The sequence below is a fragment of the Paenibacillus sp. SSG-1 genome (assembly GCF_002224835.1).
Taxonomy (GTDB): domain Bacteria; phylum Bacillota; class Bacilli; order Paenibacillales; family Paenibacillaceae; genus Paenibacillus_AQ; species Paenibacillus_AQ favisporus.
In genome coordinates this window covers 3,075,312-3,089,704 of the sequence record NZ_MBRK01000001.1, presented here as the reverse complement: position 1 = coordinate 3,089,704, position 14,393 = coordinate 3,075,312, and the positions used below count along the sequence as shown (strand labels likewise).

At 52.4% G+C, this 14,393-nt stretch carries 10 protein-coding genes; 9 read left to right on the top strand and 1 reads right to left on the bottom strand.

What is annotated here, in order from left to right:
* Positions 1 to 169 precede the first annotated feature (169 nt).
* The 6 genes from BCV73_RS14265 (at position 170) to BCV73_RS14240 (ending at position 8,653) form a co-directional block, all read left to right on the top strand.
* A complete protein-coding gene (locus BCV73_RS14265) occupies positions 170 to 1,153 on the top strand; it encodes an ABC transporter permease (protein WP_089547625.1) in 984 nt (327 codons plus the stop codon).
* Between the two features lie 15 nt (positions 1,154 to 1,168).
* Entirely contained in the window at positions 1,169 to 2,056 is an 888-nt protein-coding gene (locus tag BCV73_RS14260) for a carbohydrate ABC transporter permease (RefSeq protein WP_240913115.1), read from the top strand.
* A gap of 72 nt (positions 2,057 to 2,128) precedes the next feature.
* Positions 2,129 to 3,685 (top strand): extracellular solute-binding protein, encoded by a 1,557-nt coding sequence (locus tag BCV73_RS14255; protein WP_256993144.1) that lies wholly within the window; start codon positions 2,129 to 2,131, stop codon positions 3,683 to 3,685.
* Between the two features lie 104 nt (positions 3,686 to 3,789).
* A complete protein-coding gene (locus tag BCV73_RS14250; RefSeq protein WP_089547622.1) occupies positions 3,790 to 5,553 on the top strand; it encodes a sensor histidine kinase in 1,764 nt (587 codons plus the stop codon).
* A complete protein-coding gene (locus BCV73_RS14245; RefSeq protein WP_089547621.1) occupies positions 5,531 to 6,277 on the top strand; it encodes a response regulator transcription factor in 747 nt (248 codons plus the stop codon). The genes BCV73_RS14250 and BCV73_RS14245 overlap by 23 nt, the downstream gene beginning before the upstream one ends.
* A 90-nt stretch (positions 6,278 to 6,367) precedes the next feature.
* Positions 6,368 to 8,653: a glycoside hydrolase family 95 protein gene (locus BCV73_RS14240; RefSeq protein WP_089547620.1), complete on the top strand. Its 2,286-nt coding sequence runs from the start codon at positions 6,368 to 6,370 to the stop codon at positions 8,651 to 8,653.
* Positions 8,654 to 8,723: 70 nt separating this feature from the next.
* Here BCV73_RS14240 and BCV73_RS14235 read toward each other — a convergent pair whose 3' ends face one another.
* A complete protein-coding gene (locus BCV73_RS14235) occupies positions 8,724 to 9,587 on the bottom strand; it encodes an AraC family transcriptional regulator (protein WP_089550251.1) in 864 nt (287 codons plus the stop codon).
* Between the two features lie 235 nt (positions 9,588 to 9,822).
* On the opposite strand from BCV73_RS14235, the gene BCV73_RS14230 reads away from it, so the two are divergent.
* Genes BCV73_RS14230 through BCV73_RS14220 form a run of 3 tightly spaced genes read left to right on the top strand, consistent with a single transcriptional unit; the run spans position 9,823 to position 14,179 of the window.
* Entirely contained in the window at positions 9,823 to 10,698 is an 876-nt protein-coding gene (locus BCV73_RS14230; protein WP_089547619.1) for a fumarylacetoacetate hydrolase family protein, read from the top strand.
* A 21-nt stretch (positions 10,699 to 10,719) separates the two neighbouring features.
* On the top strand, positions 10,720 to 12,186 hold the full coding sequence (gene gucD / locus BCV73_RS14225) for an alpha-ketoglutaric semialdehyde dehydrogenase GucD (protein ID WP_089547618.1): 1,467 nt from the start codon (positions 10,720 to 10,722) through the stop codon (positions 12,184 to 12,186).
* 16 nt (positions 12,187 to 12,202) lie between these two features.
* Entirely contained in the window at positions 12,203 to 14,179 is a 1,977-nt protein-coding gene (locus BCV73_RS14220; RefSeq protein WP_089547617.1) for a YjhG/YagF family D-xylonate dehydratase, read from the top strand.
* The last annotated feature ends 214 nt before the right edge of the window (positions 14,180 to 14,393 follow it).

Genomic DNA, 14,393 nt, shown 5'->3' with positions numbered 1-14,393 from the left:
AAACGCAAGCAGTTCCGAGCATTTTCCGGAACTGCTTTTTGGTTTGTGTGATCTTTTAATGATAAAGCCATGGGGGCCGAGTATTAAAAAATGACAACGCTTTCTTAAGAATGTTGGCTTACGAGCAGGTGGGTCAAGAAGATAGACTAGCAATAAAGGAGGAGCGCATATGGATTTGGATGCACAGTTTACGAGAACTGCGGATCACGGCGGCCAGCAGCACCAAATATGGAAGCGGTTCAAAAAGCAAAAAGTACTGCATGTATTTGTAGGGCTGGGTATGATCTTTCTGCTGATTTTCTCGTACACGCCGATGTTCGGTATTCTTATGGCGTTTAAAGACTACAGTATTTCAAATGGTATCAAGGGGATCTTTACCAGCGAGTGGGTCGGTTTGAAATATTTCGATGAATTCATCCATGATTATCAGTTTGCCACGATTGTACGCAACACGCTTGTCCTGAGCTTAATGAAGGTCATTTTCGCTTTTCCCGCACCGATTTTGCTTGCGATCCTGTTGAATGAAGTGAAAAATATGGCGTTCAAGCGATTCGTTCAGACGATCAGCTACCTGCCGCATTTTATTTCCTGGGTTGTTGTCGTCGGAGTATCCTACGCCTTCCTGTCTGCGGATGTTGGCATGGTAAACCGGGCCCTGGTCGAAACCGGGCTGATTGACAAACCGCTCAACATTTTGACGAGTCCGAACTATTTCTGGGGGCTTGCCGTCGGCAGTGCGATTTGGAAGGAAATGGGCTGGTGGACGATCATCTTCCTGGCCGCCATCACGGGGATTAATCCTTCGCTTTACGAAGCTGCCGAGATGGATGGTGCCGGAAGGCTGGCACGGATCCGATATATCACCCTTCCGGGAATCAGAGGAACGATCGTCGTCGTGCTGGTGTTGACCATTGGCAGTATTCTCGGAGGCGGCCTGGTCGGCTCCAACTTCGAACAAGCCTACTTATACGGCAACAGTATCAACAATCCGACATCGGAAATTGTTCAGACGTACGCATTCAAGGTTGGTCTGAGTGACGGGCGATTCTCCTACGCGGCAGCAATCGATCTCATTCAGTCCGTTATCTCCGTCATTTTGATATTTTCCAGTAACTTCATTGCCAAGCGGGTGTCGGGATCAAGCTTATTCTAAAAAGGAGGGCTGGTGGTGCTGAAGAGCCAAAGACAGAAGGATGTTATTTTTGATAGCTTCATTTATATTATGTTGTTTATATTGATGCTCATCATGCTGTATCCATTCTATTATGTATTCATCGCCTCGTTCAACAAAGGCTCCGATACGCTCCTGGGAGGCATTTATTTGTGGCCCCGAAACGTAACTCTGGAAAATTACAAAATTTTTCTGGAAGATCCGAAGTGGTATCGAGCCTTTTTGGTCACGGTTGCCCGGACGATATCGGGTACGGCATTGGGACTGCTGCTGACAAGCCTGGTCGCTTACGCCCTTTCGCACCGTGATTTGTTGTTCAGCAAAACGTATTTTACGGTCATCATTTTCGCGATGTACTTTTCCGGCGGATTGATTCCTTATTATGTCGTGCTGCGCTCGATCGGATTGCTTAATTCATTTGCAGTATACATCGTGCCGTCCATGCTCAACACGTTTTTCCTGCTCATTGCCATCTCGTTCTTCCGCGAAATCCCGGGCGAACTCAAAGAATCGGCGCATATCGACGGCGCTGGCGAACTCAAGATCTTTTTTCGGATCATCCTGCCGGTCTCGACGCCGGTACTCGCCACGATGGCATTATTTATGGGCGTCGGCCAATGGAATTCATGGCTGGACTCCGCCTATTTCGTGCAATCGGAAAACTTGCGAACGCTTACCTTCCGGATGATGGAAGTGATCAACAAGAGCAACACGCCGCTGGATTCCATCGCTGTAGCAAACAGCGCCTCGGCTTCGGCCGGCGTGACGAGCTTCTCGCTGCAGGTGACGGCGATGGTCATCTCCATCGTGCCGATCATATGCGTATACCCTTTTCTGCAAAAATATTTTGTGCATGGAATTATGTTAGGATCTGTAAAAGGGTAAATCGTTGTTTCTATATTTAACCGCTTACATTAAAATACCAGTAAATCCATTGGAGGGGTACACTTGAAAACAATGAAGAGCTATAAGCTGCTCGCTGCGGCACTGTCTGCGGTTCTTGCCTTTACAATGCTGTCTGCCTGCGGCGGCAACGGTAACGGCGGGGACTCGGCCGTGAAGCAGAACGGTGATTCGTCGGCATTATCAGGCGGCGTGAAGGAATTATCGCTGTTTATCGATGCGCCGTGGTATCCCGTTAAGGAATGGAAAGGCCCGGTAGCCGAGAAGATCACCGAAAAGACAGGAGTCAAGCTGAATGTCACGGTAGCAACCGACGATAAGCAGCTGCCGCTGATGATCGCTTCAGGAGATTTGCCCGACCTCGTCTTCACGTATGCTAACATCGATCGGCTGTCGGACTCGAAGCTGTCCTATCCCTGGAATGAGTTGATCGAAAAATATGCGCCCGATTTCAAAATCGACAAAACGAGAATCGCGATCCATACGATGGACGACGGCAATTTCTATACGGTGCGGAATTCCTTCGCTACGCAGGAGGAAATGGCTCAAAACAAATATTCGATTGGCAGCGACGGCCATCCAGGTGTTGCCGTTCGGGAAGATATTCTGAAGGAGCTCGGCAATCCGCCGATCCAATCGCTGGACGATTTTGTAAAAGTTTTAGGCATGGTCAAGCAGAAGCACCCGGAGATGGTTCCGCTGGTTCTGGATAAGGAATGGGTTGAGCAGTACTTTATGCAGCAGTTCGGCACAGAAGCGCTCATTGACGGCTGGTATGAACGAGACGGCAAAATCGATTATGCGATCAGACAACCGAAGATGCTGGAGTATTTCAAGTTTATGAACAGCTTATATCGCAACGGATACATTCTCGCGGAAAATTTTGCTTTTGCGAATGATCAGATTGACGATCAATATGTGACAAGCGGCAAAGCTTTTGCTCACGGCTACACCGTTTCCGCTGCGGAAGCGGACAACAATAAAATCAAGAGTAACGGGGGCGCCTTTACGTTGAAAATGCTTCCGAGCGCTTTGTCGAAGGATGCCAAAGCCGTGAGTACGGGCCTGGGATTTGCGGGTACCTTCATCACGAAGAAAAATAAGGATCCGGAAGCATCCATCAAGTTTATTCAATACCTGGCAAGCGACGAAGGCAAAAAATTGACCATGTTTGGTGTCGAAGGCGAACATTGGACCTGGAATGAAGCGGGTTATCCAAATCTGAAATACGACCCATCGGATGCCGATTTCGTTAACGGCAACGGAATCAAATGGTGGTACTTGTACAATGACGGGGTCACCGAAGGCATGTTGTCCTATGTTCCCGGAGCGCAGAAAACACAGGCTTTAATGGAGACGAAGGCCATCACGACCTATAAACCGGCGATCGGTCTTATCCAAACGCAGCCGGATTCCAAAGAAAAGACGCTCAAAACAAAAATCGACGAGATGATCAAGAATGAGAAGGTCAAGATTTACTTGGCGAAATCCGAAGAAGAGGCGGTTGCCAACTACGAGAACATGGTGAAGACCGCCGAGAATATGGGCTTGCAGCAGCTTGTCGATTGGGCAAATGAGACATACCAGAAGAAGAAAAGTTTGTTTGAGTAACACGATGCCATTAAAAACCGGTAGGGACGTAAAATCTCTACCGGATTTTGCTTGCTCATGGTACGTTTAGTAGAAATAAACCGGCAGCGGGGGGATTCAAGACCGTGAGTATCGTGCGCAAAATTATTATCGGATATATTTTCTTTGTCTTTATCCCGGTCGTTACGTTTGGATATTACTACTACGTACAAATCTACGGCAATCTGACCCAGCAATTCGTAGAAAGCCGGCAAAAGATCCTGGAGCAGGCCAAGGCAAATATGAAAGCGGATTTGACCCGCATCGAATCCGTCCATCGCTTGCTGCAATATAACCCGTATGTCACGGACTACCTGGGCGGAGTTTATGGATCCGACGCCGAAAGCATATATGCCTACAACCGTTATATCAGTCCGATCATGACACAATCGCTATTTGCCAATCCGGAAATCGAGTCGCTTCGAATCTATAAAACCAAGAAACAAGCGCTTCGAATTACCGACCGGTTTCTCGATATGTCCTCTCTTGATGCACAGGGCAAGAAGATAGCAAGTTCATTAAAACCCGGTCAAGGAGGATGGATTGTCCAAAGTCCGGAGGCTCAGGAACCGCGGCTTGCTTTTTATCAGAACATTTATAACCCGGAGTTTACCGAAATTGTTGGGCTTCTGGAGCTGCGCATTGGCGGCAGTCTTATGCAGAAATTTTACAAGGCTATCGGCATAGAAGGTGACTGGGAGGCGATCCTGTTACCGTTTGGTGAGGAGGCAGCGGAGGACACGGCTTCCGGAATGGATGAGGAGACGCTCAAACTGCTCGGCGGAAGTGACAATAAGCCTTATTTCATTAACCGGAAAACGATCGTGAATCAGCTCTCCTTTGAGGAGCTTGGGGTCAGAGTTGTTGTGATTGGAAAAGTAGACGTCGTGTTTCACGCGATCAAGCGCAAAGAGATGATTCTGATCTCAACCGTCATCGTTTTTTTGGCGGCATTGTCGCTAGCGTATTATGTACTCGCTTCCACAATCACCAAGCGCATTCTTCGCCTGGCCAGACACATGCGTAACCTGGACGACAACAATATGAGACCGTATATCAGCAAGCACGACAGTCCGAACCGTCTGGATGAGATTGGCTTTCTGATCATGACTTACAATTCGATGATTCAGCGGATGGACGAATTGATTAACAATGTCCACCGGGCTGAGCTGCGAAATAAAGAAGCAGCCTATAAAGTGCTTCAGGCTCAAATCAAACCGCATTTTCTTTATAATACGCTCGAAACGATCAGAATGCTGGCCGAGTCCAATAACGATAAGGAGGTAGCCGACATTTCCTTTTGGTTCGGGAAGCTGATGCGTTACAGCTTGTCCTCCAAGGAGGATCATACGGTTCTCGCCCAGGAAATCGAGACGGTCATCTTCTATCTGAAGATTCACAAGATGCGGCTCCGAAACAGACTGAGCTACGATCTGGACATCGATGTGGATGCAGATCGGATTGATTGTCCCCGGTTTATGCTCCAGCCCTTGATCGAGAACAGCATCGTCCACGGAGCTGCAGCAACACTTCGGCCCGTCTATATCAGGCTGCGTGCGTATGAAACGGCGGACGAAGTTCGGATCTCCATATCTGACAGTGGGGCAGGCATGCCGGAGGACAAGCTGTCCAGGCTACGTTCACTGCTCATGGGGGATAGTGACAACTATTCCAGCAGAGAGACCGAGGGCGGTGGTGTGGGCCTGATTAACGTCAGCGAACGGGTGAAATCCTTTTTCGGCGGTGATTCACGGCTGGTTATTGATAGTGAGCAAGGAGTGGGAACATGTCTCACAATCATCATAACGAAAGGGGCGGCGGTTAACGATGAAACTATTGATTGTAGATGATGAGCCGATTATTCTTGAGGGATTAGTCAAGGTCATCAAGGACGCGGCTCCGCTCGGTACGGAGGTGCGAGAGGCAGGCAACGCTTTTGAGGCTCTTGAAGTCATGAAGGGTTTTATGCCGGATGTCACGGTAACGGATCTTCATATGCCGGAAAAAAACGGGTTCGAGTTGATGGAGGAGGCGAAAGGGAACGGGCTATGTAAGCGGTTTATTATTCTGACTGGCTATGACGAATTTGAATACGTAAGAAGAGCACTGCGCAGCGGCGTCGTGGATTATTTACTTAAGCCGCTGGACAAAGACGAAATTGCTAAGCTGCTAGCACTTATCGATGAAGAGCTGCCTTCCGAAGCCGACTCCGACTGTGAACGGCACACGAAACGCATTCTTGCTTACACGCAAACGAATTTTATGAACGATCTTTCCTTGGATCACCTTGCCGATTTGATGAACCTTCATCCGAATTACATCAGCAGCCTGTTCAAGAAGGTGACAGGAGACACGTTTGTTAATTATTTGAACGCATTTCGGATCAAGGAAGCGCAGAAATTGCTGAGGACGCATCGGCATCTTTCCGTAAGCGAGGTCGGTCGGCGGGCGGGGTTTGAAAATAAACATTATTTCACCAAAGTCTTCAAAAAGTATACAGGGATCACACCGGGTGCCTACCGTGAAACAGATGATATGGATAATATAGAGGTGGATTCTAAGGAAAGCTGCTAAACTGGGAGATGACTCATGGTCATTAAAACGTTGATTGAACTGGATTGAACACACCATTTTTTCGCCAGTGAGGCGGATTGGAGGAAAAGCATGACGAATACGAATCCCACGGAGACCGTGGAACAGAAACAGCGATTATGGTACCTCAAGCCTGCCGCAGAGTGGAACGAGGCACTGCCGATTGGGAACGGCCGGCTCGGCGCCATGATCTTTGGTGGAATAACCGAGGAGAAGCTGCAGCTGAACGAAGATTCTGTATGGTATGGCGGTCCGCGTGATCGCAATAACGAAGACGCCCTGGCGCATCTGCCGGAAATCCGCAAACTGATTATGGAGGGACGCCTGAAGGAGGCGGAGGCACTTGCGGGGATGACGATGGCGGGGCTGCCCGAATCGCAGAGACACTACTTGCCGCTCGGCGATCTTCTGATTTCGTTCGATCATCATGAGAAGGCCGTGGATTACGTACGGGAGCTGGATTTGGAGCGCGGCGTATCCCGGGTCAGCTACCGGATCGGAGATGTCCGGTATATCCGTGAGCTGTTTGCCAGTTACCCGGATCAGGCGATCATGATGCGGATTTCCGCTGACAAGAAGGGGGCACTTTCCTTAAAGGCAAGGTTTAACCGCCGAAACTGGAGATACATGGAGAAGACGGAAAAATGGGGCCAGCAGGGACTTGTGATGCAAGGGGAATGCGGCGGCAAAGAAGGCAGCTCGTTTTGCGCCATCGTGAAGGCGCTTCCAGAAGGCGGAGTGTGCAAGACCATAGGCGAATATTTATTGGTTGAAAATGCGGATGCGGTTACGCTGATGATTGCCGCGGGTACCACCTTCCGGCATCCCGATCCGGTGCTTTACGGCAAACGACAGTTAGAGGAATTGAGCCAGGTTTCCTATGCCGAGCTGCTTGCCCGGCATGTGAAGGATTACTTTGAATTGTTCGGGCGGGTTACCCTGAGGCTGCCGGAAAGTCCAGGCAAAAACGCGCTGCCGACCGATGAAAGACTGAATCGGTTCCGGGAGGGCGAAGAGGATAACGGGCTGCTCGAAACGTATTTTCAATTTGGCCGATATTTGCTTATTTCCTCCAGCCGGCCGGGTTCCCTGCCTGCGAACCTTCAAGGGATCTGGAACGATAGCTTTACTCCGCCTTGGGACAGTAAATTCACGATCAATATTAACACGCAGATGAACTACTGGCCGGCGGAAAACTGCAATCTGTCCGAATGCCATGAGCCATTGTTCGATTTGATCGAAAGGATGCGTGAGCCCGGACGGGTCACGGCGAGCGTCATGTATGGCTGCCGGGGATTCACGGCGCATCACAATACGGATATTTGGGCGGATACGGCGCCGCAGGATACATATCTTCCGGCATCATTCTGGCCGATGGGCGCTGCCTGGCTGTGCCTGCATTTATGGGAGCATTATCGCTTCAGCCAGGATCGTTATTTTCTTGCGCGTGCCTATGAGACGATGAAAGAGGCAGCGTTGTTCCTGCTCGATTATTTAATCGAGGACAACGAGGGACGCCTGATGACTTGTCCGTCGGTCTCCCCTGAGAACAGCTACAGACTCCCCAATGGCGAAACAGGAGTTCTCTGTGCCGGGGCCACCATGGATTTTCAGATCATCGAAGCGCTGTTTGAAGCTTGCATCCGCAGCGGGGAAATCATTGAAAGAGATGAGGCGTTCCGAGAGGAGCTCGCTGCCGCCTTGAAGCGGCTGCCCAAACCGCAAATCGGCAGACATGGACAAATCCAGGAGTGGATGGAGGATTACGAGGAGGTGGAGCCGGGACACCGCCATATCTCCCATCTATTCGGGCTTTATCCGGGCGAAGGCATTAACGTGGATTCCACGCCGGAGCTGGCCGCAGCGGCCCGGACGACGCTGGAACGCAGGCTGGCTAACGGCGGTGGACACACCGGCTGGAGCCGGGCGTGGATTATCAACTTCTGGGCCCGGCTGCTGGATGCGGACAAGGCTTATGAAAATGTAAGAGCGATGCTCCGTCATTCTACGCTGCCGAACCTGTTCGACAACCATCCGCCGTTCCAGATCGATGGTAATTTCGGCGGCACGGCGGGCATTGCCGAGATGCTGCTGCAGAGCCACAACGGTTTGATCCGGCTTCTGCCCGCTTTGCCTGACAACTGGAGCGATGGGGAAGTCAGAGGGCTGCGCGCTCGGGGCGGCTTCACCGTGGATTTCACTTGGACGAAGGGCCAGGTTACCGAAGCGGTCGTAACCTGCGCGGTTTCCGGTCCATGCCGTCTGGAATCACCTGGTCTAGATCCCGTTTCATTTGAGGGAGAAGCCGGCCGTTCCTACACGTTCACCAAACGAATGAGTAATGAAGTAACACTTTAATTGCTTGTGACTGTTTAAAAACTTATGACCGGATCATAGAGGAAGCCGATTATAGGATATGATTATTGAGTTACTGATCCGGCTCATAAGCTAGAGGCTGCTGCTGGACTTGGTTTCGGTACTCGCTGGGAGCCATCCCCGTCCACCGCTTGAACTGGCGGCTGAAATGCGAATTGGTTTTATACCCGAGAATCATGGCGATGTGGTCGATCCCCAAATCGGTTTGCAGCAGCAAACGCTGTGCTTCGTTCAGCAGCGTTTCGGACATAAACTTACGCGGGGCTTTCCCGTAGATCTGCTTAAAGATGCGGTTCACTTGCGAAGGACTCATATGAACCGACTTGGCAATGTCCTGAATCCAGGTTCGTTCGTTTTCCCGAATCTCTCCGTGAAGGAGAATGTATTTTACGGAATCTTCTATTTGCTCGGCGATCTGCTGGGCAAGTGATTCCTTTTTGGATCGGGCGACGGTTGCAGTCTCTGACAGTTGGCCAACCAGGGATCCAAGAAGCTCGAAGACAGCTGCATGGACCTTCATCTGTTTGGATGTTGGGAGCGGGCTGCGCAGGTGCTCTGCCGCAAGACGGTACAGCGTCGATAGAGACGGAGACAGCCCCTGGACCAACGGCGAGTCTGACGGATAATAAAATTCCTTGCAGCGGTTGAGCTCCTTGCAAAAGGATGTATCGTCTACGCTGAAGTGAACGGAAAAGTAGGTGAAACCCTGGGATCCGGCACGGGTGCAGGAATGCGTCATACCCGGATGGATGAATAGCAGGTCCCCCCGGGACTGCCGGTATTTTCGCCCATTAATCACCATGTCCATTTCTCCCTCCACGACCCAGTGGATCTCGTACATGGGATGCTCGTGGGAAGGATAGGTCCAGCGGGAATCCACTTTTCGCGCATGCAGCCCCAACAGCTGAAATGACATACGGACATCGGGAAGACGGCCAACATAGACTCCGGGAAGCTCGGTCACGGCGATACCCTCCTCTGTATGGTACAAGTTTAGTTGTCAATTTGTTACGATTATAGCTTGATCCTTCCGGAAAAGAAATGCGTGAAAAGGGTAAATCGAAGTGAAGATTAGCGTATCGTCAAGGGTCAAAGGCGATGATATGGTAGTATTATCAACCCTTATAGGGAGAAATTGGGGGCAATATTGAATGCGAATTATTCGATATTTGGACGGACGGCAGACGAGACTCGCGGCGGTTACGGATGATGAGAGGGCTTATCCATTGCCTCACTCTGATTTGATATCGTTGATCGATGAGGCCAGGGCGAAAGGCGTTTCACCTGTCCGAATTGTTGAAAGCGCTATTACACCGCAAAATGAGCTGACTGCCGCATGGCCGTCATTGCAGCTGCTTACTCCAGTAGATGCGCCGGAGGTCTGGGCAGCCGGTGTCACCTATCAGCGCAGCCGGGAGGCGAGGAATTATGAAGCCACTGGCGGAAGAATGGATGCGGAGACGTTCTACGACAAAGTCTATGACGCCGTGAGACCAGAAATATTTTTGAAATCCACGGCAGCACGCACGGTCGGACCGAATCAGGATGTAACGCTGCGCAGTGATTCAGTATGGCAAATCCCCGAGCCGGAGCTTGGCTTGGTGCTTGCTGGCGACGGGACCATCGTGGGATACACGGCTGGCAATGACATGAGCTGCCGCGATATCGAGGGGGAGAACCCGCTTTATCTGCCGCAGGCAAAAATATGGCGGAAGTCCTGCTCGATCGGGCCCGCAATCCGGCTCGCGGATACCGTGGAAGACCCCTACGATTTCAGCATCGTTTGTCAGATTTACCGCGAAGGCCTCGTTGTGGTGGAAAGTGAGGCAAGCACAAGTCAGTTAAACCGCAAGCTGGATGAGCTGGTCCGCTTCCTGGCGGCGGACAACGATTTGTTTGACGGTACCGTTCTGTTGACGGGCACAGCTATTGTGCCGCCGGCCGACTTCACGCTTGCTCCCGGCGACCGCATCGAGATTTCGATTAGCGGGATCGGGACGTTGGTGAACCACGTTATATCAAACTAGGTATTTGGGGAGGAGATTGTAATGACAGCATTCCAGGGAGAACAGATTTATCGCAATTTCATCAATGGAGAATGGACGGAGGCTTCCACCGGACAAACGGAGCCCAGCATCAACCCCGCCAATCGCCATGAAGTGGTCGGTTATGTACCGGTTTCCACAGAAGAGGATGTGAACCGAGCCGTCGCAGCAGCTACAGCAGCCCGGCGGGCTTGGCGCAGCCTGCCCGGATCGGAACGCGGCAACATCCTGTTTCGTGCGGCCAGCGTATTGGAACGGCGGGCTGATGAGGTTGCCGAGGCAATGACAAGAGAAATGGGCAAGACGCTGACGGAAGCCAAGGGGGAGACGATGCGCGGGGTCGCTATCTTGCGGTACTACGCCGGTGAGGGGATGCGCAAGTCCGGTGACGTGATACCTTCGACGGACAGCGAGGCGCTGATGTTCACGACCCGGGTGCCGCTGGGGGTTGTCGGTGTGATCGCCCCGTGGAATTTCCCCGTAGCCATCCCCCTCTGGAAGACTGCGCCGGCTCTGATATACGGCAACACCGTTGTGTTGAAACCGGCCCAGGAAACGGCGGTGACCGCAGCCAAATTGGCCGAATGCTTCGAGGAGGCGGGAATTCCGGCGGGTGTCTTCAATCTTGTATGCGGCAGCGGTTCGGTGGTCGGTTCGGCGCTTGTGGAGCATCCGGACGTGGGCGGAATCACTTTCACGGGCTCCAACGAAGTTGGGAAGCGCGTCGGCGCGGCCGCACTGGCCCGAGGAGCCAAGTACCAGCTCGAGATGGGCGGCAAAAACCCGATTATTGTCGCCGGGGATGCAAACCTGGATTTGGCGGTGGAAGCGACGATCAGCGGCGGCTTGAAATCCACCGGTCAAAAGTGCACGGCGACCAGCCGGGTGATCGTTGTACGCGAAGTGTATGAAGCATTTAAAGCGAAGCTGCTGTCCCAAATCGAGGGCATTCGGCTTGGTGACGGCATGTTAGCCGAGACCTGGATGGGGCCCTGCGCTAATGAAAGGCAGCTGGAAACTGTGCTGCACTACATCCAAAAAGGGCTGGATGAAGGAGCCGTATTGCTGACCGGAGGGGCAAGGGCGAGCGGCCCGGCACTTGAGGACGGGTTCTATGTCCAGCCGACCGTATTTGACGGGGTGACTCCTCAGATGTCCATTGCCCGGGAGGAGATTTTTGGTCCAGTGCTTGCCCTGATTGCCGTGGACAGCCTTGAAGAAGCGATAGCGACGGCCAACGATAGCGATTATGGCTTGAGTGCCTCCATCTATACGCAAAATATAGGCGCCATGCTGTCCTTTATTCAGGACATGGATGCTGGGCTGGTCCGGGTGAATGCGGAAACAGCTGGTGTTGAGCTGCAGGCCCCGTTCGGCGGGATGAAAATGTCGAGCTCGCACTCCAGGGAACAGGGGCAGGCGGCCATCGAATTTTTCACTTCCATCAAAACGGTTTTCGTGAAGCCATAATCTTGGGGAGGGTGCCATGCACAATTCGATCAAGTCGATCATGGGGAAGGATGACCTGGCAAGCGGCGACATTACAACGCATGCCCCCGGGATGCAGGGAAGGCTGCCATTAACAGATGATCTGCTGAGAAATGCCCCAAGCGGAGACCTGTTTGGCATGTCCCAAAACGTCGGGATGGGCTGGAAGCCGGGAGAACTGAACGGAAAGCAGTTTCTGATTCTGAGCACGCAGGGAGGGATTCGCCAAGAGGACGGCAGTCCCGTGGCCCTGGGATATCACACAGGACACTGGGAGGTTGGCTTGCTGATGAAGGCTGCGGCGGAGGAAATTTCAGGCCGCGGTGGTATCCCGTTCGCCGGCTACGTGAGCGACCCCTGTGACGGCAGGTCACAGGGAACGTCGGGTATGTTCGATTCGCTCCCCTACCGGAACGACGCAGCCCTCGTGTTTCGCCGGCTTATCCGCTCGCTGCCTACGCGAAAAGGTGTTATTGGCGTTGCCACCTGTGATAAGGGGCTGCCTGCCATGATGCTTGCGCTTGCGGGCATGCCGCAGCTTCCGGGAATTATCGTTCCCGGAGGGGTAACGCTTCCGCCGACCGAAGGGGAGGATGCCGGCAAAATTCAAACGATCGGCGCCAGGTACTCAAGCGGCGAACTCACGCTGGAAGCCGCGGCGGAACTTGGCTGCCGGGCCTGCGCGACGCCTGGTGGGGGATGCCAGTTTCTCGGTACGGCGGCAACGGCCCAAGTTGTCGCCGAGGCGCTTGGCATGACGGTTCCTCATGCCGCGCTCGCGCCTTCGGGCCAGCCCATCTGGGAGGAAATGGCCCGCCAATCCTCCCGTGCGCTGATGGCGATGGAGTCTCAAGGACTACGGATGGGTGACATCCTCACAGATGCGGCAGTACGAAATGCCATGGTCGTTCATGCTGCGTTCGGAGGCTCGACCAATCTGCTGCTCCACATCCCAGCGATCGCCCACGCAGCCGGATTACAGGTGCCGGCGGTGCAGGATTGGATCCAAGTCAACCGGGATGTACCGCGCATCGTCAGCGTACTACCGAACGGCCCGGTTTTTCACCCGACCGTTCGGGTATTTCTGGCCGGAGGCGTGCCTGAAGTGATGCTGCACCTCAGACGTCTCGGCGTACTGGATGAATCGGTGCTTACAGTAACGGGCTCCTCACTGGGAGAAGTTCTTGATTGGTGGGAATCGTCGGAGCGTCGTCATCGGCTGCGCAAGCAGCTTAAGGAAAAGGACGGAATCGATCCGGACAGTGTCATTATGAGCCCGGAACAATCGAGGCTCCTTGGCATCACTTCCACCGTCACATTTCCAACCGGGAATATCGCTCCGGAAGGCTCTGTGATCAAATCCACATCGATAGACCCTTCCGTCCTGAATGAGGAAGGCATATATCATCATAAAGGCAGGGCCAAGGTGTTTACAACCGAACGCGACGCGATCCGTGCGATTAAGAACGGGGGTATTCAGGCAGGGGATATCATGGTTCTCATTGGCAGGGGACCGTCCGGAACGGGCATGGAGGAGACGTATCAGCTCACGTCCGCGCTTAAGCACCTGTCCTTCGGTAAATATGTGTCGCTTATCACTGATGCCCGTTTTTCCGGCGTTTCAACCGGCGCGTGCATCGGTCATGTCGGCCCTGAAGCGCTGGCAGGCGGACCGATCGGCAAGCTCAAGGACGGCGATTGGATTGAAATTGTCGTTGACCGGAACCGGCTGGAAGGGCGGGTTGATTTTATCGGAGAAGGGGACCAGGAGATAACGCCGGATGAAGGGGCCCGATTGTTGGCCCAGAGGCCATTCCACCCAGGAATGCGTCCCGATGATGACCTCCCGGACGACACGAAGCTATGGGCTGCTCTGCAAGCCGTCAGCGGAGGTACATGGAAAGGCAATGTTTATGATGTGGAGCGAATCGTCACAGCTATCGAAGCCGGAAAAAAGGCGCTTGGTTGGAACTAAAACCTAGTAAACCTGATCAAAATTCTGTAAGGAAATTATGGGATGATCATTGCTTTCATATCAATAGAAGGACTGCTGATTATTTCGGTGGTCCTTTTGTTATTGGAGTAAAGGGTTAAGCGTAATTTGCCCGTTGAGCTTGTTACCAATTATTACATACCGTATAATTTCAATGTGCGGCCAAGTGTGCGCAATGTGGTAAAGAACAAATTTA